The organism is Pseudomonas sp. SWRI22, assembly GCF_014268395.2.
Lineage (GTDB): Bacteria > Pseudomonadota > Gammaproteobacteria > Pseudomonadales > Pseudomonadaceae > Aquipseudomonas > Aquipseudomonas paracarnis.
This window is the reverse complement of the sequence record NZ_JABWQK020000001.1, coordinates 3,253,279-3,276,882: the sequence shown is the minus strand read 5'-3', so window position 1 is coordinate 3,276,882 and position 23,604 is coordinate 3,253,279. Positions and strand designations below refer to the sequence as shown.

The 23,604-nt window shown below is 59.2% G+C and carries 21 protein-coding genes; 7 read left to right on the top strand and 14 right to left on the bottom strand.

Annotated features, from left to right (window positions below; genetic code table 11):
* Window positions 1-11 precede the first annotated feature (11 nt).
* A complete protein-coding gene (locus HU730_RS14385) occupies window positions 12-707 on the bottom strand; it encodes an FCD domain-containing protein (protein WP_034129020.1) in 696 nt (231 codons plus the stop codon).
* A 254-nt stretch (window positions 708-961) separates the two neighbouring features.
* Here HU730_RS14385 and HU730_RS14380 point away from each other — a divergent pair, with 254 nt between their 5' ends.
* The 4 genes from HU730_RS14380 to HU730_RS14365 are packed head-to-tail and all read left to right on the top strand — an operon-like array spanning window position 962 to window position 3,801.
* The gene (locus HU730_RS14380) at window positions 962-1,747 is read left to right on the top strand and encodes a transporter substrate-binding domain-containing protein (RefSeq protein WP_034129021.1); all 786 of its coding nucleotides are present in this window, start codon (window positions 962-964) and stop codon (window positions 1,745-1,747) included.
* 14 nt (window positions 1,748-1,761) lie between these two features.
* Window positions 1,762-2,430, top strand: coding sequence for an amino acid ABC transporter permease (locus tag HU730_RS14375; RefSeq protein WP_058426445.1), 669 nt, complete (start codon window positions 1,762-1,764; stop codon window positions 2,428-2,430).
* Window positions 2,427-3,077: an amino acid ABC transporter permease gene (locus tag HU730_RS14370; RefSeq protein ID WP_034129023.1), complete on the top strand. Its 651-nt coding sequence runs from the start codon at window positions 2,427-2,429 to the stop codon at window positions 3,075-3,077. Before HU730_RS14375 ends, HU730_RS14370 begins: the two co-directional genes overlap by 4 nt.
* Window positions 3,064-3,801, top strand: coding sequence for an amino acid ABC transporter ATP-binding protein (locus HU730_RS14365; protein ID WP_034129024.1), 738 nt, complete (start codon window positions 3,064-3,066; stop codon window positions 3,799-3,801). The genes HU730_RS14370 and HU730_RS14365 overlap by 14 nt, the downstream gene beginning before the upstream one ends.
* Window positions 3,802-3,805: 4 nt before the next feature.
* Here HU730_RS14365 and HU730_RS14360 read toward each other — a convergent pair whose 3' ends face one another.
* The 5 genes from HU730_RS14360 to HU730_RS14340 form a co-directional block, all read right to left on the bottom strand.
* Window positions 3,806-4,348, bottom strand: coding sequence for a hypothetical protein (locus HU730_RS14360; protein ID WP_186527239.1), 543 nt, complete (start codon window positions 4,346-4,348; stop codon window positions 3,806-3,808).
* Window positions 4,349-4,358: 10 nt separating this feature from the next.
* Window positions 4,359-6,863 (bottom strand): fimbria/pilus outer membrane usher protein, encoded by a 2,505-nt coding sequence (locus HU730_RS14355; RefSeq protein WP_275959751.1) that lies wholly within the window; start codon window positions 6,861-6,863, stop codon window positions 4,359-4,361.
* Between the two features lie 6 nt (window positions 6,864-6,869).
* On the bottom strand, window positions 6,870-7,586 hold the full coding sequence (locus tag HU730_RS14350; protein WP_229999673.1) for a fimbria/pilus chaperone family protein: 717 nt from the start codon (window positions 7,584-7,586) through the stop codon (window positions 6,870-6,872).
* Between the two features lie 90 nt (window positions 7,587-7,676).
* Window positions 7,677-8,336: a DUF1120 domain-containing protein gene (locus HU730_RS14345; RefSeq protein WP_157717968.1), complete on the bottom strand. Its 660-nt coding sequence runs from the start codon at window positions 8,334-8,336 to the stop codon at window positions 7,677-7,679.
* A gap of 115 nt (window positions 8,337-8,451) precedes the next feature.
* Complete coding sequence (locus HU730_RS14340) at window positions 8,452-9,111, bottom strand: DUF1120 domain-containing protein (RefSeq protein WP_186527240.1); 660 nt, start codon at window positions 9,109-9,111, stop codon at window positions 8,452-8,454.
* Window positions 9,112-9,866: 755 nt separating this feature from the next.
* Between HU730_RS14340 and ppx the strand changes: the two genes are divergently transcribed.
* Complete coding sequence (ppx, locus tag HU730_RS14335; protein ID WP_003195352.1) at window positions 9,867-11,369, top strand: exopolyphosphatase; 1,503 nt, start codon at window positions 9,867-9,869, stop codon at window positions 11,367-11,369.
* 139 nt (window positions 11,370-11,508) lie between these two features.
* On the opposite strand, the gene ppk1 is transcribed toward ppx, so the two are convergent.
* Complete coding sequence (gene ppk1, locus HU730_RS14330; RefSeq protein WP_186527241.1) at window positions 11,509-13,731, bottom strand: polyphosphate kinase 1; 2,223 nt, start codon at window positions 13,729-13,731, stop codon at window positions 11,509-11,511.
* Between the two features lie 18 nt (window positions 13,732-13,749).
* Window positions 13,750-14,763 (bottom strand): porphobilinogen synthase, encoded by a 1,014-nt coding sequence (gene hemB, locus HU730_RS14325; RefSeq protein ID WP_186527242.1) that lies wholly within the window; start codon window positions 14,761-14,763, stop codon window positions 13,750-13,752.
* Between the two features lie 208 nt (window positions 14,764-14,971).
* Here hemB and HU730_RS14320 point away from each other — a divergent pair, with 208 nt between their 5' ends.
* Window positions 14,972-15,607, top strand: coding sequence for a DedA family protein (locus HU730_RS14320; RefSeq protein WP_034129029.1), 636 nt, complete (start codon window positions 14,972-14,974; stop codon window positions 15,605-15,607).
* Here the strand turns inward: HU730_RS14320 and HU730_RS14315 are convergent.
* Entirely contained in the window at window positions 15,588-16,823 is a 1,236-nt protein-coding gene (locus tag HU730_RS14315) for a sterol desaturase family protein (RefSeq protein WP_186527243.1), read from the bottom strand. The genes HU730_RS14320 and HU730_RS14315 overlap by 20 nt on opposite strands.
* Before the next feature lie 115 nt (window positions 16,824-16,938).
* Between HU730_RS14315 and elbB the strand changes: the two genes are divergently transcribed.
* Window positions 16,939-17,604, top strand: a complete 666-nt coding sequence (gene elbB, locus HU730_RS14310; protein ID WP_034129031.1) for an isoprenoid biosynthesis glyoxalase ElbB — start codon at window positions 16,939-16,941, stop codon at window positions 17,602-17,604.
* Between the two features lie 146 nt (window positions 17,605-17,750).
* Here the strand turns inward: elbB and HU730_RS14305 are convergent, their stop codons facing one another.
* The 5 genes from HU730_RS14305 to abc-f all read right to left on the bottom strand — a co-directional run bounded on the left by HU730_RS14305 (window position 17,751) and on the right by abc-f (window position 23,584).
* Complete coding sequence (locus tag HU730_RS14305; RefSeq protein WP_186527244.1) at window positions 17,751-18,206, bottom strand: YaiI/YqxD family protein; 456 nt, start codon at window positions 18,204-18,206, stop codon at window positions 17,751-17,753.
* A gap of 1 nt (window position 18,207) precedes the next feature.
* Window positions 18,208-20,103 carry an FTR1 family protein gene (locus HU730_RS14300; protein ID WP_186527245.1) on the bottom strand — a complete coding sequence of 632 codons (1,896 nt, stop codon included), beginning with the start codon at window positions 20,101-20,103 and terminating at the stop codon, window positions 18,208-18,210.
* 202 nt (window positions 20,104-20,305) lie between these two features.
* A complete protein-coding gene (locus tag HU730_RS14295) occupies window positions 20,306-20,938 on the bottom strand; it encodes a LysE family transporter (RefSeq protein ID WP_005792425.1) in 633 nt (210 codons plus the stop codon).
* Between the two features lie 169 nt (window positions 20,939-21,107).
* Entirely contained in the window at window positions 21,108-21,674 is a 567-nt protein-coding gene (locus tag HU730_RS14290) for a mechanosensitive ion channel family protein (RefSeq protein WP_034129034.1), read from the bottom strand.
* Window positions 21,674-23,584: a ribosomal protection-like ABC-F family protein gene (gene abc-f, locus HU730_RS14285; RefSeq protein WP_014720438.1), complete on the bottom strand. Its 1,911-nt coding sequence runs from the start codon at window positions 23,582-23,584 to the stop codon at window positions 21,674-21,676. The genes HU730_RS14290 and abc-f overlap by 1 nt, the downstream gene beginning before the upstream one ends.
* Window positions 23,585-23,604 lie beyond the last annotated feature (20 nt).

The window sequence follows — 23,604 nt, the reverse complement described above, 5'->3', positions numbered from 1 at the left end:
TATGACCCCACTCACGACGTAACGGGCGTCACGAACGCAATGCCCGTGCGCAACGCAGCATTACGTATATGTTCCTGCATGGTTTTCTGCGCCGTCGTACTGTTGCGGCGGGCCAGGGCGCGCAGGATCCTGCGATGTTCCTGCCAGGTTTCCATGGCCCGCTCCGGCCGGATGAACGGTAGTTTTTGACTCTCCAAAAACACCTCGGCACTGGCACTGAGGATACTCACCATTGCCTGGTTACCGCTGGCCAGCAGAATGCACTGGTGAAATTCGAAGTCCAGGCGAGCGGCCGCTTCGAAGTCACGCGCCTTGAGCACTCTGTGCATGGCTTCGACATTATCCTCCAGGCTGTCCAGCGCCTCGATGGTCAGTGCCATTGCTGCCAACCCCGCCGCAAACCCCTCCAATGCGTAGCGCAGCTGGAAGATATCCGGCGGCGTAGCCTGCGCCGCGAAGGGCCAGGCAAACCCGGGCGCTTCTTGCACGTCCTGCACGAACACGCCCTTGCCCGGCTGCACACTGACCACGCCCAAGGCGCTAAGCGATGACAGCGCCTCACGCAACGACGCCCGGCTCACCCCCAATTGCAGGGCCAGGTCGCGCTGGGACGGTAACGCATCGCCCGGCCCGAAGCCTTGCTCCTTGATGAGTTTGCGGATGGCCTGCAAGGCCGCTTCCGGTACGGCTTGGGCAATGGAATTCATAAAAAGCACAGGTTCCCGATAGCTGCGTGACCCGTTGTAAAACTATTTATGGCCGGCTGCAAGCCACGCCCCAAAGGGGCTCGCAGCTTTTTGTCAGCGCTCGAAAAGGGTGCGAAAACCCTGGCAACTGTTCAGACCAGTAAGACCTGTGCATCTCAATAAACATCAGCCTTGCAGACGATCCGAACGATGCTGGCATGGGCTGTGCACTGGGCAAACTCAGAAAATTCCTTCGCCTTTTCCGGAGAGTTGCCATGACCAAGCGCTACAGCGCCCTGCTCACTGCCCTGTTTGCCAGCCTTATGCTGAGCCAGGCACCCGCCCAGGCGAATGGTCTGGATGACATCGTCGCTCGTGGCACGCTCAAGGTTGCCGTCCCCCAGGACTTTCCGCCGTTTGGCTCGGTGGGCCCTGACATGCAACCCCGTGGCCTGGACATCGACACCGCCAAGCTGCTGGCCGACCAACTCAAGGTCAAGCTGGAACTGACCCCGGTGAACAGCACCAACCGCATCCCGTTTCTCACCACCGGCAAGGTCGATCTGGTGATTTCCAGCCTGGGCAAGAACCCCGAGCGCGCAAAGGTCATCGACTTTTCCAACGCCTACGCGCCGTTCTACCTCGCCGTGTTTGGGCCGCCTGACGCCGCCATCGCCAGCCTCGACGACCTCAAGGGCAAGACCATTAGCGTGACCCGTGGCGCCATCGAGGACATCGAGCTGACAGCGGTAGCGCCCAAGGAAGCCACGATCAAGCGCTTTGAAGACAACAATTCCACCATCGCCGCCTACCTGGCCGGCCAGGTCGACCTGATCGCCAGCGGCAACGTGGTCATGGTGGCCATCAGCGAGCGCAACCCCAAACGTGTACCCGCGCTGAAGGTGAAGCTCAAGGACTCGCCGGTGTACGTGGGCGTGAACAAGAACGAGCCGGCGCTGTTGGAAAAGGTCAACCAGATCCTGGTCGCAGCCAAGGCTGACGGTAGCCTGGAGAAAAACGCCATGCAGTGGCTCAAAGAACCGCTGCCTGCCGACCTCTGACGCGGAGCTCAACGATGGCCTATCAATTCGACTTTGTGCCGGTGCTGGCCAATACCGACCTGCTCCTGCGTGGCGCGCTGTTCACCCTTGAGCTGACGGCCATTGGCGCCATCCTCGGCGTGGCACTGGGCACTGTCGGCGCCGTGGTACGGGCGTGGAAGATCCAGCCGTTTGCATGGCTCTTTGGTGTGTATGTCGAGTTGATCCGCAACACGCCGTTCCTGGTGCAACTGTTCTTCATCTTCTTCGGACTGCCGTCCCTGGGGTTGAAAATCACCGAATGGCAAGCCGCCGTGCTGGCGATGGTAATCAACCTGGGGGCGTACTCCACCGAGATCATACGTGCGGGTATCCAGGCCATCCCACGGGGGCAACTGGAAGCGGCCGCGGCGCTGGCAATGACGCGCTTCGAGGCGTTCCGCCATGTGGTGTTGCTACCAGCCCTGGGCAAGGTGTGGCCAGCCCTGAGCAGCCAGATCATCATCGTGATGCTCGGCTCGGCGGTGTGTTCGCAGATCGCGACTGAAGAGCTGAGCTTTGCCGCCAACTTTATCCAGTCGCGTAATTTCCGGGCCTTTGAAACCTATGCCCTGACCACCCTGGTGTACCTGTGCATGGCGCTGATGATTCGCCAGTTGCTCAACTGGATCGGCCGACGGTTTGTCATGAGGAACAGCCGATGAGTGATTTTTCGTTCTGGGACATCGTGCGCAACCTGCTTACCGGCCTGCAATGGACGCTGCTGCTATCACTAGTGGCGTTTGTGGGCGGCGGCCTGATCGGCTTACTGGTGATGACCCTGCGCATCAGCCGCAAAGCGTTCCCACGCAACATTGCCCGCGCCTATATCGAACTGTTCCAGGGCACGCCACTGCTGATGCAGCTGTTCCTGGTGTTTTTCGGCGTTGCCCTGCTCGGCGTGGACATATCGCCCTGGCTGGCAGCGGCGATTGCGTTGACCCTGTTTACCAGCGCTTACCTGGCTGAAATATGGCGCGGCTGCGTCGACTCAATTGCCCACGGCCAATGGGAAGCCTCGGCCAGCCTGGCCCTCAACCCGCTTGAACAACTGCGCTACGTGATCTTGCCCCAGGCGCTACGTATTGCTGTCGCGCCGACAGTGGGCTTCTCGGTGCAGGTGGTCAAAGGCACCGCCGTGACCTCGATCATCGGCTTCACCGAACTGACCAAGACGGGCGGCATGCTCGCCAACGCCACCTTTGAACCCTTCATGGTTTATGGCCTGGTGGCCCTCGGATACTTCCTGCTTTGCTACCCCTTGTCCCTCAGTGCGCGCTACCTGGAAAGGAGACTGCATGCCTCTGCTTAGAATTTCTGCCCTGCATAAGTATTATGGCGATCACCACGTGCTCAAGGGCATCGACCTGACGGTGGACGAAGGCCAAGTGGTGGCAATCATCGGCCGCAGCGGCTCGGGCAAGTCCACCTTGCTGCGCACCCTCAATGGTCTGGAGTCGATCAACGACGGCGTCATCGAAGTCGATGGTGAATACCTCGACGCGGCCCGCGCCGACCTGCGCAGCCTGCGGCAGAAGGTCGGCATGGTGTTCCAGCAATTCAATCTGTTCCCGCACCTGACCGTGGGCGAGAACGTGATGCTGGCGCCGCAAGTGGTGCAGAAAGTGCCAAAGGCCAAAGCGGTGCAGTTGGCAAAGCAGATGCTGGAACGGGTAGGCCTGGGCGAGAAGTTCGACGCTTTCCCTGATCGACTGTCCGGTGGCCAGCAACAGCGAGTCGCCATTGCCCGCGCACTGGCCATGTCACCCAAAGTGCTGCTGTGCGATGAAATCACATCGGCCCTGGACCCTGAGCTGGTCAATGAAGTGCTCAGCGTGGTGCGCCAACTGGCTAAAGACGGCATGACCCTGATCATGGTGACCCACGAAATGCGTTTTGCCCGGGAGGTTGGGGATAAGTTGGTGTTCATGCACCAGGGAAAGGTGCATGAAGTGGGCGATCCGAAAGTGCTGTTTGCACATCCGCAATCTGCCGAGCTGGCAAACTTCATCGGCAGCCATGGATCACCTGCCTGAGGACTCAGCCACCGGACACCAGCTCGAAACGCCCATTGCCCTCGTATGTGGTTTTATTGCCAACAGCAGTGGCTGCGCTCGATAGCCAGGTGTCTACTTGCACCTGCGCCGAAAAAGCGTGGCCTCTGGCAGGGGCTCCGCCGACCAGCACTACCAGAGATTGGCCTGGGCGTAGCTGGGCGTCCCGTTCGGTAGGGTTGTGCCATTGCGCTAACTCGATGGGTTTACCGTCGAGTTGAGGATGCTGAAGCGTCAGGTTGAAAAAACCCTGGCGTCCAAACCTGTAGCCAGTCTCATTGGCCGGCACGCCTTGAAAACGTAGCGCAATCACCGCAGCCTCCACGCAGATCACGTTCAGACGTACGATACGCTTTCCCAGCGAAGCACCCCGATTTTCGAGCTGTTCGCCTGGGCGAAGCAGGCCGTAATCGATGATGGGCTGGCTCAGGGACAGGCGGCAGTTCGCAGCACTTGCCGGCGCTGCCAGTAAAAGGCCGCTCAACAACAGCCCCAAGCCTTTGAGGCACCCGATACGCCACTCGTTCATGCGGGCCATCTCACCGACAGACCGCCGAAGCGGTTTCGTAGAATTTGCCATTATAGGTTTGCTCCGGAAGGTCGAGTTGCAGCGCGCAGGACACTGTGCTGGAAGAGACTTTAAGGGCCTGGGGCGCGTCGACGTTGCTGAGAAAAATCATCCCATCCCCGACCACCGTGGTCAGCAATGCATTTTCTGGCCCCAGCACGGCAGCGCCCTGAGGCAATGGTTTGCCGTGTATATCCGTAGCGCGCAGCAGTACCCGGCGTACGTTGATTACTTCGAAATCGACCCTGTTGAAGGACCCACGGCCCGCTTCCAGGACCTTGGTACCGTTCTTGATATCCATCTGGCGAGGTAGGCTTTTGCCTTCCAGCTCCAACACGCTCGACTGATAAGCCGGCAAACTGGCGATCACAGCCTTGCCCCACGGGTCGGTCCAAACCGGCCCTTGAGGTGTGGTAAGACGAGCACCGGCAACCTCGCCCACCGAGACCACGCCAAACGTGTCCTCAACCCGATACGGCGACAATGTGAAACCTTCAGAATGGGCGACCACCGCCCCTTGCAATTGCCCGGAGTAACTGGTGCTGGACGAGTCACGATTCAGCCCCAGCCCCACTTGCGCGTAACGAGAAGACGCGTTGAGCGTGCCGCCCAGGGTGTGCTCACGATGCCCTGCGAAGTCTCTGTCGCTGCGTATCTGGTAGTTCAGCGTCTCGTCGACACGCTCATCATAGGCAGTGCCGATACTGGAGCGCTCTCCCTGACGTCGAGCGAATGCGCTGAGGCTCCGATCACGGCCCAGGGGAACACTGACCTGCATTCGAATACCCAGTCCGTCATCGTTCCGGTCATCGGCACTGTTGGACTGGCCAATCTGAGAGTCCACGGTTACACCGACACTGGCATATCTGAAACTCTTGTTCCACGTGCCGTAGATATTCTGGGTAATCCGGCTCTTGAAATCGGCCCCCCGGTTATAACCGATTGAGAAGCCACCCAACTGAGGGTCCGCCCAACTGAATCCTACGGTGTACTGGTTCTTGAATCGCGAGCCATCCACATCGTTTACATGAGGCGTCACTGTATCGATGACGTCACGATAGCCCGGTGTCTGCGCAGTGGCACTCAAGGACATCTGTACATTCGCAGGCAGGCCCACGCTCACAGACACACTGTTGCGCGCGCCTTGTACGTTTGTTGAATGATCCCGGGACAAGTTGTTACGCACCCCCAGGGAAAAGCGCTGGGAAAAGCTGCTGTCCAGGGCAAGCCCCACCGCATTGTAGCTATCGGTACCTTGTACCCCTGCGCTGACCGCGCTGTCCTTGCCCACAGCCCACGTACCACTGGCCATGGCCAGCAGGGGCTCTTTGGCCCCTCTCCCCTCCACCTCGCGGATCTTGCCCAAAGAAGCTGTATATCCAGACTTCACGGGGACCACTGCGCGGAACGTAGCAGCCGGCACGATAAAACTGCGCTGCCCGCCCTGGGTCTCTATCACCGTGACCTGAAGGTCGCTGGTGCCGTTGAGCAAGGGCAGATTGGTCAGCGTAAAAGGCCCCTCAGGAACGACCGTGGTATAGATCAACGCGCCGGATTGCCGTACTTCCACCCTTGACTGGCTCAGGGCTCGCCCCTCGACTACCACGCCATTGTGACTGCCACCACTTTCAATACCATCGGGAAAAATCTGCGCGCCCGTCAGTTGTACTCCCCCAAACACCGGGTTATTGCTCGATATCTGACCGACCTGGAAGGTCGAAGCCAAAGGCAAGAAATCCCGTTGTGCATAGGCGAAAAGGTGTTCGGCCGTTGTGCGGCGATCGTTGGAAATATAAAGCTGGCGGCTGCGGGCAATCCAATCGCCAAAATTGAAGCCCACCTCTGTGGAGGCTGAAAGATACCGATAGGTATCCGCCCTGGAATGACTGTTGATTGCCTGGACGTCGTAATTGAGTAGCGCTGCCGTGCCTCCGCGCGCATAGCTGCCGGAGTCTCGCTGAACGTCTCGCAGCGCTTGCGTAGGCACCACCAACGACACCTCTTCGTTGCCAGGACGCAATGTCGTTACTGTCTCAGGGTATTCGGCTTTGAAGTCATGACAGGCTTGCTCGGGGGGGACACTTTTGTCGATCACCGAGGAAGGTACCCGCAAGCTGCCACGATCAAGCAAACTACGGGTAAAGCATAGCTCACCTTCTTTATCGAACCGAGCATCCGTCAAGCCTATCCGCTCACCGTTGACGTGCAGCTCCACGACCCTCACACCCTCACTGAAACGTGGCGCATGACGAAAATAGTGGGCAACCGAAGGGCTGATACCCCGCGCCTGCAGCGTTTCCAAGTCGAACCCGGAAATGCTCGATACACGGGCGGCAGAAGCATCCGTGACCACCACCGCCATCATTGCCATGCACACCGACAGGCTCAGCCCGCTTCGCCTGAAAAGCGCCTCACGCTTTTGTACATGATTCAAGTCGTCGGGAACTGCACCGAAACTGCCATTGGTTGTGTTCATGAACGGTCACGGCGCATTCGTGATGAGCAGCGCATCGTAGCTATCGACAGCGAAGCCGTAGACGGTCGCGGGTTCAAGGGTGACCGAGGTCGCACCGGGTACAGGCTTGTCCAAGGCCACCTGCAACACTTCGCCAGGCAGCACGTAGGTACGAGCAAGGCTGGCCGTCACTCGTTGCGGATTAAGACGGACGTCTGCCGCCAAGCGAACTACGTAGGGGCTGTCGTTGCGCACACTCAAGACGTTGGCCTGAAGATGCCAGGTCAGTAACTCCCAAGGCGCATCGTTCTTTGGCAAGCCTTTGGGATGCAGGATCAGCGGAAGGTTCTGCCGAAGGCTGATACCAATGGTCGCACCGGAACCAGGTTGTGCCTGAGGAATTCCTTCGAAGGACACACGCTTCAGGCGCTGGGTCTTGAGTGGTTCGGTGCCTATTGAAAGAAACCGCACCATCTGACGCTCTCCTGCATCCACACGTGTGACCGGTGGGGTAACAACAATCAGTTGCTCGGTGTCTTCCGGGACATCCTCGATAACCGAGTGCAGCAGTGCCGGACTGCTATCCGTATTGGTGACGTTAATGCTGACTTCACCTTCTGCCTCATGTAGCACAATGACGGTGGTATCAGGACGCATACCGTCGGCGAACAGCACCGCCGGCAAGAAAAAACCTATTAACAAGCATGATTTAAGAAATCTTTTAACCATCACTTCACTACCCACTTGTGCGCACAGGCTTTGCGAAAGAAATATTGGCCGACACAAAGCCCGCTTAATAAAGCGTGGCTCTGCTCGGCCCCTTTCCGAACCTAGTTATAGATAGCGCAGCTCTAAAGTAGCCTGACCGTCCAGATTAATCTGATTACTCATATTTAACTCTGATGTTTTATTGATAACAGGCAACACTTCAATTTGGCCTGCCACTGTATTAAGTTTGATAGGTGCGTAGACATTTCCTGCCCGCCAAGCCGTAAGGTTGGAGGTATGGCCGACGGCTTGGGTGCTATTCGTATGCCAATATCCGCCATTATTCTCGGAACCAACAATCCCCACCGCCACACCGTCCGCCACAGAATTACGTAGGTGGATCAGATACCCACCAATCTTTTGCCCCTGGGACGTAGCACCCAATCCGAAGTTATAAATATCTTTATAATTACTGCCAAAAAGACTGAGCATCATGCCGGGAATTCGAGAGCTTGCACGATTGTCCGACGCCCTGATCGCCACCGTTGTCTTGACATTGCTGGCACACTTGATCGAATAAGGCGTTGTCTTTTTAGCCAACTGTGTATAACGCGTCGGACTCAGGGAATTCGGGTCAATCCTTCCGTAGTCAAAAACCGAATTGGTTATCGTGAAACTGCAGCTGACGGGGGCAATCGTTCCTTTCACACTCAGGTCAGCAGCTTGAGCATGAAAACCAAGGGACGCCAAGCACGCGACACTCATTACAAACATCGTCTTATTCATTTTTAGCACTCTCAACATAACGATAAATATCAGATCAAACCCGATGATAATTAGGCCTGCGCCATCACCCACACACCGATGCGAATTATCTGATCAAGGAGGTACGAATAGGAGCCTAGAGGTAACGAAGCTCCAAGGTTGCGTGACCGTCCAACTCGATTTTACTGCCCACATCGAGCGCGGACTTTTTATTAATAAAGGTAATAATCTGAATATTCCCCGATACCGAATTAACCTTAAGTGGTGTTTGCGCTCCTGAACCACCCCACCAGGCAATGACATCGCCGCCTTGACCCAACGCATTGCTTCGATAGTTCGTCCATGTATTGCCATTGTCTGCGGAAGTCAATGTACGGACGGTTCGCCCATCAGCAATAGAGTTTTGAACATGTACGGCATAACCCCCTATTTTTTGTCCTTTGGACGACAAACCCAATCCATAGTTGTAGTTATCAGTGTAGCCCTGGTCTATTGAGCTAACGATACCTGGCACTTTGCTGGATGAACGATTATCCACTGCCTTGAGCCCAACCGCAGTGAGTGCACTTCCCTCGCATTTAACAGCGAACGGCGTAGACTTCGCCGTCAAACGCGTATACTGAGTTTCGCTTAGGCTCGACGGCCGGATATCACCATAATCGAAAACGGCATTAGTCATTGTAAAACTGCAACTGGCAGGAACAATGGCCCCCTTTACGCGCAACTCTGAGGCCTGAGCACTCAGACTAGCCACCGAAAGCACCATACCTGCCACCAAAACAAACTTTACTTTCATGATCTTACATCCTGCATAGACATAGAAATGGATTCGCTAGCAAAAAACCAATATCGCTCATCACTAAAACTGCCGACACAACAACTATCGGATATAACACAGCTCTAGCGCAGGCTGCTTGCCATCGAACTCATAGTGTTAAACTGCAACGGGCGGGGCCATTAATACCCTTCACTCGTAGATTGGCTGCTTCGAGGCTTAAATCTAAAGCAGCCAGAAGCAGTCCCGCCGGCACTGACACTTTGCTCTTCATCTGAGCACCTTAATTTCCTGAACATGTAAAAACAGCACCTATAGTCAACGATGTGAGGTGTTCACTTTTTGAACCCCACACGCATAACTACCCCCTTGTACAAGCCCTGAGCGACAAATAATTACCGCCACGACTTAATTGCCGACCGGCAGTATCGGCGCCACACATAAATAATTAAGCCGGAAAAATACCTCAATCAACGTAAGACAGCTCTGCGAAAACGGCTCACATTTAGATTGTTTACTGTAGGAGCAAACACAAAAAACCAAGACAAATATGCATACACATGTAGGACTAAGTTGACCATCCAGAAATTACGCACACTGCAAGTTATGAACTACAGCGACTCCTGACCCAATAACACAGCTATCGCAACCACCTCCTACAAGCGGCATTCACAATTTCTGATGAGTGATTGGGGAAAATTCCTCTGGCACTACGCGTTGGCGCCAGCCGTCGATCGTGGCACGATGGCAAGGTTATCGACCGAGACCCCCAAACCATGCCGCAATCCCAAGCCAAGAATCTGTCCTTGATCGCCGCCATCGACCTGGGCTCCAACAGCTTTCATATGGTCGTGGCCAAGGCCCAGAACGGCGAGATCCGCATCCTTGAGCGGCTCGGCGAGAAGGTGCAACTGGCCGCCGGGATCGACGACGAGCGCAAGCTCAATGAAGAATCCATGCAGCGCGGGCTCGATTGCCTCAAGCGTTTCGCGCAACTGATCAACGGCATGCCCCCTGGCGCGGTGCGTATCGTTGGCACCAACGCCTTGCGCGAAGCGCGCAACCGCAACGAATTCATCCATCGCGCCGAGGAAATCCTCGGGCATCCGGTGGAAGTCATCTCGGGCCGTGAAGAGGCACGCCTGATCTACCTCGGCGTGTCCCACACCCTGGCCGACACGCCCGGCAAACGCCTGGTGGCAGACATTGGCGGTGGCAGCACCGAGTTCATTATCGGCCAGCGTTTCGAACCCCTACTGCGTGAAAGCCTGCAGATGGGGTGTGTGAGTTTCACCCAGCGTTATTTCAAGGATGGCAAGATCACCCCGGCGCGTTATGCCCAGGCCTACACCGCAGCGCGCCTGGAAATCATGAGCATCGAACATGCCTTGCACCGCCTAACCTGGGATGAAGCCATCGGCTCGTCCGGCACCATCCGTGCCATTGGCCTGGCCTTGAAGGCCGGTGGCCATGGCACCGGTGAGGTGAACGCCGAAGGCCTGGCGTGGCTCAAGCGCAAGCTGTTCAAGCTGGGGGATGCAGAGAAAATCGACTTCGACGGCATCAAGCCCGACCGTCGCGCCATTTTCCCTGCGGGCCTGGCGATTCTCGAAGCCATCTTTGACGCCCTCGAACTGCAACGCATGGACCACTGTGACGGCGCCCTGCGCGAAGGTGTGCTCTACGACCTGCTGGGCCGGCACCACCATGAAGACGTGCGAGAGCGCACCCTCAGCTCGCTGATGGAGCGTTACCACGTCGACCTGGAGCAAGCCGCCCGCGTCGAGCGCAAAGCCTTGCACGCCTTCGACCAGGTGGCCGAGGACTGGGACCTGGAAGACGGCGTCTGGCGCGAGTTACTCGGCTGGGCAGCCAAGGTGCATGAGGTCGGCCTGGACATCGCCCACTACCATTATCACAAGCACGGCGCGTACCTGATCGAACACTCGGACCTGGCCGGTTTCTCGCGGGAAGACCAACAGATGCTCGCCCTGCTGGTACGCGGCCATCGTCGCAATATTCCCAAGGACAAGTTTGCCGAGTTCGGTAAAGACGGCATCAAGCTGATCCGCCTGTGTGCGCTGCTGCGCTTTGCAATCCTGTTCCACCACATCCGCGGCACCCAGGAAATGCCCCAGGTCAAACTGCACGCCGATGGCGATAGCCTGGAAGTGATGTTCCCCAAAGGCTGGCTGGATGAAAACCAGCTGACCCAGGCGGACTTCGCCCAGGAAGCGGAATGGCTGACGCGGGTAGGGTTCAGCCTGAACCTGCGCTAAGCAAATCTAAAAGCATTCTGCAGAACAAATGTGGGAGCGGGCTTGCTCGCGAATGCAGTGGATCAGTCACCAGATGCATTGACTGACACACCGCATTCGCGAGCAAGCCCGCTCCCACATGGAATTGCGTATGCCTGGGCTAGTTCACCGTCAGAATCGGGCTACCCAACTTCTCCAGCAACGTCGCCTGCGCGCTGCGCGGGTTCTGGTTGCCGGTCGGCGTGTTACGCACGTAGCGCCCATCCGACTGCAGGCTCCAGCTATGGGTGTTGTCGGTCAGGTAGCTTTCCAGCTCCTTCTTGACCCGCATGATCAGCTTCTTGCCTTCTACCGGGAAGCAGGTCTCCACACGCTTGTCGAGGTTGCGTTCCATCCAGTCGGCGCTGGAGAGGAACATCTGCTCTTCGCCGCCGTTGAGGAAGTAGAACACGCGTGTGTGCTCCAGGAAGCGGCCGATGATCGAGCGCACGTGGATGTTATGCGACACGCCCACAATGCCGGGGCGCAGGCAGCACATGCCACGCACCACCAGGTCGATGCGCACACCGGACTGGCTGGCCTTGTACAGCGCGCGGATGATCTTAGGATCGGTCAGCGAGTTGAACTTGGCGATGATGTGCGCCGGTTTACCGTCGAGAGCGAACTGGGTCTCGCGGGCAATCATGTCGAGCATGCCCTTCTTGAGGGTGAACGGCGCGTGCAGCAGCTTCTTCATGCGCAAGGTCTTGCCCATGCCGATCAACTGGCTGAACAACTTGCCGACGTCTTCACACAGCGCGTCATCGGATGTCAGCAGGCTGTAGTCGGTGTAGAGCTTCGCGTTGCCGGCGTGGTAGTTGCCGGTACCCAAGTGGGCGTAACGCACAATTTCACCGGCCTCACGGCGCAGAATCAACATCATCTTGGCGTGGGTCTTGAAGCCGACCACGCCGTAGATCACCACCGCACCGGCCGCTTGCAGGCGGCTGGCCAGTTGCAGGTTGGACTCCTCGTCAAAGCGCGCCCGCAACTCGATCACCGCGGTGACTTCCTTGCCGTTACGCGCAGCATCCACCAACGCATCGACGATTTCCGAGTTGGCACCGCTGCGGTACAGGGTCTGGCGCACGGCCAGGACGTGCGGGTCCTTGGCAGCCTGGCGCAGCAGGTCGACCACCGGGGTGAACGACTCGAAGGGGTGCAGCAGCAGGATGTCCTGCTTGCTCACCACGCTGAAGATGTTCTCGCTGTTTTGCAAAAGTTTCGGGATCTGCGGAGTGAACGGCTTGTATTGCAGCTCCGGGTGACTGTCCAAGCCGGTGATGCTGAACAGGCGCGTCAGGTTTACAGGGCCGTTGACCTGGTACAGCTCCGACTCGGCCAGGTTGAACTGCTTGAGCAGGTAGTCCGACAAATGTTTCGGGCAGGTGTCCGCCACTTCCAGGCGCACCGCATCGCCATAGCGCCGCGAGAACAGTTCGCCGCGCAGGGCACGGGCCAAGTCTTCAACGTCTTCGGAGTCCAACGCCAGGTCGGCGTTACGAGTCAGGCGGAACTGGTAGCAGCCCTTGACCTTCATGCCCTGGAACAGGTCATCGGCGTGCGCGTGGATCATCGACGACAGGAATACATAGTTGTCGCCAGCGCCCCCTACCTCTTCCGGTACCTTGATGATCCGAGGCAACAGACGCGGCGCTGGAATGATCGCCAGGCCCGAATCGCGGCCGAAAGCGTCGATACCTTCGAGTTCGACGATGAAGTTGAGGCTCTTGTTCACCAGCAAGGGGAACGGGTGCGTCGGGTCGAGGCCGATAGGCGTGATGATCGGCGAAATTTCGTCCCGGAAGTAACGGCGCACCCAGGTCTTGATCTTGGCGGTCCAGTGACGACGACGAATGAAGCGGACCTGATGCTTTTCCAGCTCCGGCAGCAGGATGTCGTTGAGGATCGCGTACTGGCGGTCCACATGGCCGTGCACCAGCTCACTGATGCGCGCCAGGGCCTGGTGCGGTTGCAGGCCGTCGGCACCGGCTTGCTCACGGGCGAAGGTGATCTGCTTCTTGAGGCCGGCAACACGGATCTCGAAGAACTCGTCCAGGTTGCTGGAGAAAATCAGCAGGAATTTCAGCCGTTCCAGCAAGGGGTAGGACTCATCCAGCGCCTGCTCGAGCACGCGGATGTTGAATTGCAGTTGTGACAACTCGCGGTGGATGTACAGGCTGCTGTCATCCAGGTTGGTGACCACTGGCACTGGCACCGGCGCAGGCGCTTCGGCCACCACCGCAGGCGGTGCAGGCTCCAGCTCCGGCGGGGTCTGGGCGACTTGTTCAACCACCGGGTGAGCGTCTTTTACGGCAACTTCTGAGAGTCCTTCGGTATTCATCGAGTGTTCCTGTGAGGGCTATTGTTGCTCTCTAAGCAATTGGGCGGCGCGGGCGGCGAAGTAGGTCAGAATGCCATCAGCGCCGGCACGTTTAAAGGCAGTCAGGGATTCGAGGATCACCCCTTCACTCAACCAACCATTCTGGATCGCCGCCATGTGCATGGCGTATTCACCGCTGACCTGATAGACAAAGGTCGGCACTTTGAATTCCTCTTTGACCCGGTAAAGAATGTCCAGGTAAGGCATCCCCGGCTTGACCATCACCATATCGGCGCCTTCGGCCAGGTCGGCGGCCACTTCGTGCAGGGCTTCCTGGCTGTTGGCCGGGTCCATCTGGTACGAGGCCTTGTTGGCCTTGCCCAGGTTCAGCGCCGAGCCTACCGCATCGCGGAATGGGCCGTAGTAGGCGCTGGCGTATTTGGCCGAATAGGCCATGATCCGCACATTGACGTGACCGGCCAGCTCAAGGGCTTCGCGAATCGCCTGGATGCGTCCGTCCATCATGTCCGACGGTGCAACCACCTGGGCGCCCGCAGCCGCGTGGGACAACGCCTGCTTGACCAGTGCATCGACGGTGATGTCGTTCTGAACATAACCGTCTTCGTCAAGAATGCCATCTTGGCCGTGGGTGGTGAAAGGGTCCAGGGCCACGTCGGTGATCACGCCCAGCTCCGGGAAACGCGCGCGCAGGGCACGGGTGGCACGCTGGGCAATCCCCTGGGGGTTCCAGGCTTCGGCGGCGTCCAGGGTCTTGAGTTCGGCCGGGGTCACCGGGAACAGCGCCAGCGCCGGGATGCCCAATTCGACCCACTTCGCCGCCTCTTCAAGCAACAGGTCAATGGTCAGACGCTCCACACCCGGCATCGACGCCACCGCTTCCCGGCGATTTTCACCGTCGAGCACGAAAACCGGCAGGATCAGATCATTCGTGGTCAGTACATTTTCACGTACCAGGCGACGAGAAAAATCATCACGACGATTGCGACGCAGACGGGTGGCGGGGAACAGGCGATTGGCAGGGGTAAAGCTCACGACAGACTCCTGAGCCCGTGTTTACGGGCGAGCGTTGCAGTTATAAGCGGCCATTATGACGAATGAATGACAGTTGTGCTTATCGACACGACCTGTAGTCCCATTCGTCATTTGCGTAGGAATTGTTCACTTCGTGACACATCTCGATACTTTCATGAATCTTCGTGAAGGCGTAGGCTGCGCGTTCATTTCGCCAGCACCCTAGACCATGCTTCAACAATTTCTGCATGACTTCGGCTACTTTGCCCTCTTTCTCGGCACGTTCTTCGAAGGCGAGACCATCCTTGTACTCGCAGGCTTCCTGGCGTTCCGTGGCTACATGGATATCAACCTGGTGGTGGTCGTTGCCTTTTTTGGCAGCTACGCCGGCGACCAGCTCTGGTACTACATGGGGCGCAAGCACGGCCGCAAGTTGCTGGCGCGCAAGCCGCGCTGGCAACTGATGGGCGACAAGGCACTGGAACATATCCGCAAGCATCCGGATATCTGGGTATTGAGTTTCCGCTTCGTATACGGGTTGCGCACGGTGATGCCCGTGGCGATTGGCCTGTCCGGCTACCCACCGTTGCGCTACCTGGTTCTGAACGGTATTGGCGCGGCGATCTGGGCCGCGGCACTGGGGGCGGCAGCCTATCACTTCGGCGCAGTGCTGGAAGGGATGCTCGGCAGCGTCAAGAAATACGAGTTGTGGGTATTGGCCGCCTTGCTGGTGCTGGGCTTTGGCCTGTGGCTGCGCCGTCGCTTCAAGAATGCCCGCATCGCCCGCCAAGCCTGTGCCGAGGCCAAGGCTCGGCTGGCTAACGAGCCAGCCTCGGTCGAAACGCCTAAGACACCAACCGAGTAAGCCGGCTTCTGCAACAGTAGAGGCCGATGATGCTGAGCAGGCTGTAGCTCGCCAGGCCCAGCCAGCCCAGGTTGCTGGCGGGCCACAACCCCACCAGCGGCGCCAGCCATACCAAGGGAACATTCAGCGCCAAGCGCGCCAACTCGGCCTTCAGCGCCCATGGGCGATTCTCCAGCGCCAGGCCCAGGGTAAACAGCCCCAGCGCCATCGCGCCCCAGCCAAGGACCAGAGCCGTGGAGGGCAAGCCCTCACCGAAATTCATCAGATAACTGCCAAACCCTACATAGGCCGCAAACTGCAAGGCGATGTAGACCTGTTGGCGCACATCCAGCGGCACCTCGAATTTGCGGAACTGACTCAGGTCCGGCTTGGCCATCGGGTACTTGGCCTTGACGTCCGCCGGGCGCCAGCCGGTGCGCATGAACCAGATACGCAGCTTGTCCCACCAACGCTCAGTACGCCGGGCGTCACTCCAGAGTTGCGCATAAAACTGCAGGTTGGCCCACAGCGGGTTCCAGCTGGCCAAGGGTGTGGTCACACCGAAAATCACCGGTTCGTTATCGTCTTCCTCCTGGAAGGTACCGAACAGTCGGTCCCAAATAATGAACACCCCGCCGTAGTTGCGATCCATGTAGAGAGCGTTCTGCGCATGGTGGGCCCGATGATTGGACGGTGTGACGAAAAACCATTCGAACCAGCCAAGCTTGGGAACATGGCGTGTATGGACCCAGAATTGATACAGCAGGTTGAGCGACGCCACGCTGATAAACACCACCAGTGGCACACCAACCACCGCCAGGGGCAAGTAGAAGATCCAGCTCAGCAGGAAACCGGTGCTGGTCTGGCGCAGAGCGGTGCTGAGGTTGTAGTCCTCGCTCTGGTGATGCACCGAATGCGCGGCCCACAGTATGTTGCGCTCATGACCCATGCGGTGCAGCCAGTAGTAGCAGAAGTCATAGAACACAAAGGCAAACACCCAGGTCCAGGCACTCTGGGCAGGCAATTCGAACAGCGCCAGGTGCTCGATGGCGAACGCGTAGGTCAGCAGGCCCACGCCCTTGGTGAGCAAGCCTGTGGTGGTGGACAGCACTCCGGTGCTGAGGCTGTTGATGGCATCCGCCACTCGGTAGTTGCGCACGCCACGCCAACGGTCGGCCAGCAACTCGACCACGATCAGGGCAATAAAAAACGGTACTGCGTAAGGCACAAAGTCCATGGGCTAGTCCGGTCTATTTTTGTTACATCAAGATTAGGTGCAGCCACGTGAGTTCCCATTGGCAAGAGGTTACAAATTAGTAGACATTTAACGCCATGAATCAGGAGAAATGCCCATGAGCAAAAAGATTGCAGTGATCCTTTCCGGCTGTGGCGTGTACGACGGCGCAGAGATCCATGAAAGCGTGATCACCCTGCTGCGCCTGGACCAGCGCGGCGCTCAAGTGGAATGCTTTGCACCCGACGTTGCGCAGTTGCACGTGATCAACCACCTCACGGGCGAAGAAATGCCCGAGTCTCGCAATGTGCTGGTGGAATCCGCGCGCATCGCTCGAGGCGCCGTGAAGGATATTGGCCAAGCCAACGCCGCAGACTTTGACGCGCTGATCGTGCCGGGCGGTTTTGGCGCGGCCAAGAACCTGTCGAACTTTGCCGTGGAAGGCGCCGGCTGCAGCATCAACCCCCAGGTGCTGGCACTGGCTGAAGCCTTTGCCGAAGCGGGCAAGCCGGTGGGTTTGATCTGCATTTCGCCGGCCCTGGCCGCCAAGATCTACGGCCCTGGCGTGACCTGCACCATCGGCAACGATGCCAGCACCGCCGCAGCCCTGGACAAGATGGGCGCCACCCACGTCGAATGCACTGTGGAGGATATCGTCGAGGACCAGGCGCGCAAGCTGGTGAGTACACCGGCCTATATGCTGGGCAAGAACATCAGCGAGGTGGCGTCAGGCATCAACAAGCTGGTGGATCGGGTATTGGAATTAACCCACGAAAACGACTGATGGGGATGCACCTGTGGCGAGGGAGCTTGCTCCCGCTGGGTGGCGAAGCCGCCCCATCTAAGCTGACGCAGTGATTCAGATAAAACGCTGACGACGGCTTTGGGGCTGCTGCACAGCCCAGCGGGAGCAAGCTCCCTCGCCACAGGTCAGGCTGGTTTCATCAAGCGGGTAAGAATTCGGTCCAGCGCATTGGCAAACGCCTGCTTGTCCTTTTCGCTGTGGGGCGGCGGGCCGCCGCCCATCTGGCCTTGCTCGCGCAGGTCGGTGAACAGGTTGCGCACCGCCAACCGCTCGCTCATGTTCGCAGGGCTGAACTCCTTGCCACGCGGGTCGAGGGCCGTGATGCCCTTCTTCACCAGTCGATCGGCCAAGGGCACGTCGCTGCAAATCACCAGTTCGCCGGGCACGGCGTGCTCCACCAGGTAATCATCGGCGGCATCCGGCCCGCTGGGCACCACGATCAGCTTCACACAGGTAAAGCTAGGCTTGATCTGGCTTTGCCCTGCGACCAGCACCACCTCAAACTGGCGCTTGAGGGCAAACTTCACCACTTGGTCCTTGGCCGCCCGAGGGCAGGCGTCGGCGTCGATCCACACGCGCATGCTACGCCGCCGCCCGGTGCTTTTCGGTCAGGCGGCTACGGCCATACAACACCACAATCGCCAGGATCGCCACGGCCTGTGCCCCCAACGAGTACGCATCGGCGTGGATGCCCAGCCAGTCGAAGTCAAAGAACGCCACTGGCCGCGTGCCGAAAATGCCCGCTTCCTGCAAGGCTTTCACACCGTGCCCGGCGAACACCACCGACAGCGCACACAGCAACGCGGCGTTGATGCCGAAGAACAGCGCCAGGGGCAACTTCGCCGAACCGCGCAGGATCACCCAGGCCAGGCCCACCAGCAGCACCAGCGCCGTGGCACCACCGGCCAGCACCGCGTTGTGCCCGGCAGGGCCGGCCTGCAGCCACAGGGTTTCGTAGAACAGGATCACTTCGAACAGTTCGCGATATACCGAGAAGAACGCCAGCACGGCAAACCCGAAACGCCCACCGCCGCCCACCAGGCTGCTCTTGATGTAGTCCTGCCAGGCCGCCGCGTGACGCCGGTCGTGCATCCACACGCCGAGCCATAGCACCATCACACTGGCAAACAACGCCGTGCAGCCTTCAAGCAATTCACGCTGGGCACCGCTGACGTCAATGACATAGGCCGCCAAGGCCCAGGTACCCAAACCTGCCAACAGCGCCAGGCCCCAGCCGACGTTGACGCTGCGCACCGCCGATTGCTGGCCGGTGTTACGCAGGAAGGCGAGGATCGCGGCCAGCACCAGAATCGCTTCCAGGCCTTCACGCAGCAGGATCAGCAAGCCGGAGATATAGCTCAACGACCAGCTCAGGCCATCGCCGCCCAGCAAACCAGCCGATTCAGTGAGTTTGCCTTTGGCTGCATCCAAGCGCTGCTGCACCTGCTCGATAGGCAAGCCGTCCTGCAACGATTGCCGATAGGCCATCAGGGCCTTCTCGGTGTCTTTGCGCACATTGGCATCGACGTTATCCAGGGAGCTTTCCACCAGCTCGAAGCCTTCCAGGTAGGCTGCGACGGATAGATCGTAAGCCTGCTCGTGGTCGCCGTTGCGGAAAGCCGCGAGGCTCTTGTCCAGGGTGGCGGCAGTGTAGTCGAGCAACTGCGCGGGGCCACGCTGAACCTGCGGCGGCTGCGCACGCTGGGCGCGGAATGTCGTGGCAGCGTCAGGACCGTCAGCGGCGAGCACTTCAGTGGGGGTCTGGCGGGCCAGGTCGGCGAGGTTGAATGTCTGCTCGCCTTTGGCAGCGGCCGGGTCGGCCGTGAAGCCGACGATATAGGTTGCCAGGTCCCAACGCTGGCGGTCGTCCAGTTGGTCAGCGAATGACGGCATGTCGGTGCCTTCGACGCCCAGGCCGAGGGTGTTATAGATCGCGTAGAGGCTCAGGCGGTCCAGGCGCGTTGCATCGCGCAGGTTAGCCGGCGGTGGGGTCATGCCCACGCCTGCCGGGCCATCGCCGGCGCCCGTTGTGCCGTGGCACACCGAACAATGCTGGGCGTAGAGCGGCGCGCCGCGCGTCGGGTCAGGCGTGATGGCCGGGGCCTGGCTGACTTCATACGCCACGGCCAGCTTGGCGCCCAATTGACGAGCCTGGCGGGCAACGCTCGCGCCGTCCTGGTGGGCAGTGACCGCGGCCAGCAGCTCATCAACGCCCTTTACCAGCTCGGCGCGCTCAGGCTTGTCTGGCAACTCCGCCACCAGCCCCTGCAATACCCCGAGAAACTCCACTTGTTCGCGGTATTCCGAATCATCCACCACCTTGCCCGCCTCTACCGTCGGTGGGTAGTCGGCGCCAATGTAGTCGAGCAAATGCAGGGCTTGCGGCGCGCCCTCGGCGGTCGCGGCCGACAGATTGAGGCTGCACGACAGCAATGCCGGCAACACCAGCCAGGCGAGAAAGCGGAAAGGGGCGGTCATGAATGAATCTCAAGTGGAAATACGAAGTAACACTATTGTTGAGCTTTAATGGATTCGACTCAAGGTGTTATTTCATATCACCCTAAAACCAATGTGGGAGCGGGCTTGCTCGCGAATACGGTATATCAGTCAAAGAAAATAGTGACTGAAGCACCGCATTCGCGAGCAAGCCCGCTCCCACATTTTTGAGCCAGTCGCTTGGTCAGGCCGTGGCGCGATGCAGGCTCGCAAGGAAACCGGCAGCGCCGACAAACAAGCCAGCAAAGGTGCGGTTTACACGTTTCTGTTGTTTAGGCGTACGCAACAGGCGCAAGACTTTCGAGGCCAACCCTGTGTAGCCCGCCATCACGATCATATCGACGCTGATCATGGTCGCACCAAGGATCAGGTACTGGATCAACAACGGCGCCTGCGGGTTCACGAACTGCGGCAGCACCGCCAGCATGAATACCAGCGCCTTGGGGTTGCTGGCGTTGACCAGAAAGCCGCGGAACATCATCGCCATCGGTTTGCCGATCGGGCGTACGGCGGCGTCGTCGGTCATGTCCATGGGCAAAGCGCGCCATTGCTTGATGGCAAGGTACACGAGGTAGGCCACGCCGAACCATTTGATCGCATAGAACGCAGTAGACGAGGCCGCCAGAATGGCCCCCAAACCACCGGCGACCACAGCAATCTGCATCGCCAGGCCCAGTTGCAGGCCGATGGCGTTCCAGTAGCCACGCACAAAACCGTACTGTAGGCCGCTAGACATCGAGGCGATGGCACCGGCGCCAGGAGAAAGGGAGATGATCCAACTGGCCAGGAAAAAGGCCAGCCATGTATCGAGAGCCATTGCACACCTCGCAAGGGAGTTAGCGGTTGTGCCTTAAGCTAACTCCAGCGACCAAAGGCTGGCTACAGATTTCTGCAGGAGAGAGCTTGCTCGCGAAAAATGCACAGGCGATGCGGGCTGACTGCAAGCGCTGCGTTATCGTTGACGGTCTTCGCGAGCAAGCTTGCTCCTACAGGATGTTGGTGCCAGAGCCGGGCCAACGGCGTACCGAGCGCTGGAAGAACAGACTATTGGGCACCTGCACCATCGCGCTGTTGGTCCCGGCTTCCTCGACTTCGATCAGCGTGGTGTAGAGCAAGTTGATCGCCACGACCCGGCCCTTCACGCCCGGCTTGTCGACGGTGTCCACCAGCTCGACGATATCACCCAGGCGAAACGGCCCGACGGTAAAGATCAGGATCGCGCACAGCAAGTTGGACAGCACCGACCACATGGCGAAGAACGCCACGGCCGCCACCGCGACAAAGCCGGACAGGGCCGTCCACAACACCGTGGCCGACACACCCAGGCGGCCCAATACAAAGATCAGTGCACTGCCCATGATCAGCCAGCGCAAGCCGCCGCGCAGGGGCATCAGCAATTGCGGCGGGAGCGGGTAGCGCTCACCCAGGCGTGTCAGGCCTTTGGCGACAAAGCGCTGGGCTAGGTAGCCGGCCAGCAGGATCAGCAGGATTTGCACGCCAATCCAGATGGGCTCGATCCATTGCACCGGGACTGGCAATTGCAACGCTTCCATCAGGACAGCGCCTCCAGCTCCGCTTGCAGGGTTTCGAGCAATTCGAGGGCCTCCATCCAGGTTTCCTCCAGTTGCCCCTCTCGCACCTTGAGCTTGGCCTGTTCGGCCAGCAGGTCACGCAGCTCGTCCTTGCGCGCCGCCTCATACACGGCGCTGTCGCCCAGGCTGGCTTCGATCTTGGCCAGGCGCTCATGCACCTTGCCCAGTTCGGCTTCCAGCTTGTCGGCCTCACGTTTGTGCGGCGCCAACTGCTGGCGCAGCGCGGCGGCGGCCTGGCGCTGGGCTTTCTTGTCAGTCTTGTCCGGGTTGACCGGCGTGTTGCTGGCCGGCGCATTGCGCAGGCGGTATTCCGTCAGCCAGCGCGCGTAGTCGTCCAGGTCGCCGTCGAACTCTTCGACCTTGCCGTCGGCGACCAGCAGGAAATTGTCGGTAGTGCTCTTGAGCAGGTGACGGTCGTGAGACACCACCAATACCGCACCGCTGAACTCCTGCAGGGCCATGGTCAGCGCCAGGCGCATTTCCAGGTCCAGGTGGTTGGTCGGTTCGTCGAGCAGCAACAGGTTCGGGCGATCCCACGCGATCAGGGCCAGGGCCAGTCGGGCTTTTTCGCCACCGGAGAAATTCAGCACAGGTTCGTCAATGCGCGCGCCACGGAAGTCGAAACCGCCAAGGAAGTCGCGCAGGGTCTGCTCGCGCTCGGTCGGCGCCAGACGTTGCAGGTGCAACAACGGGCTTGCCTTGGCGTCCAGCGAGTCCAGTTGGTGCTGGGCGAAGTAACCCACCACCGTGTTCTCGCCACGAGTGAGGCGACCGGCCAGCGGCTCAAGCTCACCCGAAAGGTTCTTGATCAGTGTCGACTTGCCTGCACCGTTCGGGCCGAGCAAACCGATGCGTGCGCCCGGCGTGAGCTGCAGCTTGACCTTCTCCAGGATGGTTTTGTCGCCATAGCCAAGGCGAGCGTCCGAGAGGTCCAACAGCGGGCTGGAGATCTTCACCGACTCACGGAAGACAAAGTCGAACGGCGAATCGACGTGGGCCGCCGACAGCTCTTCCATGCGCTCCAGGGCCTTGATCCGGCTCTGGGCCTGGCGGGCCTTGGTGGCCTGGGCCTTGAACCTTGCGATGTAGCTTTCCATGTGCGCACGTTGCGCCTGTTGCTTTTCAAAGGCCTGTTGCTGCTGGGCCAGGCGTTCGGCGCGAGCGCGTTCGAACGCGGTATAGCCGCCACGGTACAGAGTGATTTTCTTCTGTTCGACATGGGCGATGTTATCGACCACGGCGTCGAGGAAATCCCGGTCGTGGGAAATCAGCAGCAAGGTGCCCTGGTAACTCTTGAGGAAGTCTTCCAGCCACAGGATCGCATCGAGATCCAAGTGGTTGGTCGGTTCGTCGAGCAGTAGCAGGTCCGAGGGGCACATCAGCGCTTGGGCCAGGTTCAGGCGCATGCGCCAGCCGCCGGAGAAGTCGGCGACCGGACGGTCCATCTGTTCGTTGGTAAACCCAAGGCCGGCGAGCATCTTGCGAGCACGGGCGTCGGCGGTATAGCCGTCGGCGCTGTCCAGCTCCGAGTGCAGGCGCGCCTGTGCGGCACCGTCCTGGGCTTTTTCGGCCTCAGCCAGGTCGTGCTGCACCTGGCGCAGGCGCAGGTCGCCATCGAGCACGTAGTCGATGGCGATACGGTCCAGGGTGTCGATTTCCTGGCGCATATGGGCAATGCGCCAGTCGGCCGGCAGCAGGCAGTCCCCCGAATCCGGGGTCAGCTCACCCAGCAACAAGGCGAACAACGTGGATTTGCCGGCGCCATTGGCTCCGATCAGGCCGGCTTTGTGACCGGCGTGCAGGGTCAGCTCGGCGTCTTCGAGAAGACGTTGCGGGCCACGCTGTAATGTTAGGCTTTGAAGTCGGATCATAATGGCGGCGGAGTCTACCA

Coding starts and splice junctions, on each gene's coding strand:
- ppx (WP_003195352.1), top strand. CDS start 9,867: ATGCCGCAATCCCAAGCCAAGAATCTGTCCTTGATCGCCGCCATCGAC.
- HU730_RS14340 (WP_186527240.1), bottom strand. CDS start 9,111: ATGAAAGTAAAGTTTGTTTTGGTGGCAGGTATGGTGCTTTCGGTGGCT.
- elbB (WP_034129031.1), top strand. CDS start 16,939: ATGAGCAAAAAGATTGCAGTGATCCTTTCCGGCTGTGGCGTGTACGAC.
- HU730_RS14375 (WP_058426445.1), top strand. CDS start 1,762: ATGGCCTATCAATTCGACTTTGTGCCGGTGCTGGCCAATACCGACCTG.
- HU730_RS14345 (WP_157717968.1), bottom strand. CDS start 8,336: ATGAATAAGACGATGTTTGTAATGAGTGTCGCGTGCTTGGCGTCCCTT.
- HU730_RS14380 (WP_034129021.1), top strand. CDS start 962: ATGACCAAGCGCTACAGCGCCCTGCTCACTGCCCTGTTTGCCAGCCTT.
- HU730_RS14315 (WP_186527243.1), bottom strand. CDS start 16,823: ATGGACTTTGTGCCTTACGCAGTACCGTTTTTTATTGCCCTGATCGTG.
- HU730_RS14290 (WP_034129034.1), bottom strand. CDS start 21,674: ATGGAAGCGTTGCAATTGCCAGTCCCGGTGCAATGGATCGAGCCCATC.
- HU730_RS14370 (WP_034129023.1), top strand. CDS start 2,427: ATGAGTGATTTTTCGTTCTGGGACATCGTGCGCAACCTGCTTACCGGC.
- HU730_RS14295 (WP_005792425.1), bottom strand. CDS start 20,938: ATGGCTCTCGATACATGGCTGGCCTTTTTCCTGGCCAGTTGGATCATC.
- HU730_RS14300 (WP_186527245.1), bottom strand. CDS start 20,103: ATGACCGCCCCTTTCCGCTTTCTCGCCTGGCTGGTGTTGCCGGCATTG.
- ppk1 (WP_186527241.1), bottom strand. CDS start 13,731: ATGAATACCGAAGGACTCTCAGAAGTTGCCGTAAAAGACGCTCACCCG.
- HU730_RS14355 (WP_275959751.1), bottom strand. CDS start 6,863: ATGAACACAACCAATGGCAGTTTCGGTGCAGTTCCCGACGACTTGAAT.
- HU730_RS14320 (WP_034129029.1), top strand. CDS start 14,972: ATGCTTCAACAATTTCTGCATGACTTCGGCTACTTTGCCCTCTTTCTC.
- HU730_RS14305 (WP_186527244.1), bottom strand. CDS start 18,206: ATGCGCGTGTGGATCGACGCCGACGCCTGCCCTCGGGCGGCCAAGGAC.
- HU730_RS14365 (WP_034129024.1), top strand. CDS start 3,064: ATGCCTCTGCTTAGAATTTCTGCCCTGCATAAGTATTATGGCGATCAC.
- HU730_RS14385 (WP_034129020.1), bottom strand. CDS start 707: ATGAATTCCATTGCCCAAGCCGTACCGGAAGCGGCCTTGCAGGCCATC.
- HU730_RS14360 (WP_186527239.1), bottom strand. CDS start 4,348: ATGAACGAGTGGCGTATCGGGTGCCTCAAAGGCTTGGGGCTGTTGTTG.
- abc-f (WP_014720438.1), bottom strand. CDS start 23,584: ATGATCCGACTTCAAAGCCTAACATTACAGCGTGGCCCGCAACGTCTT.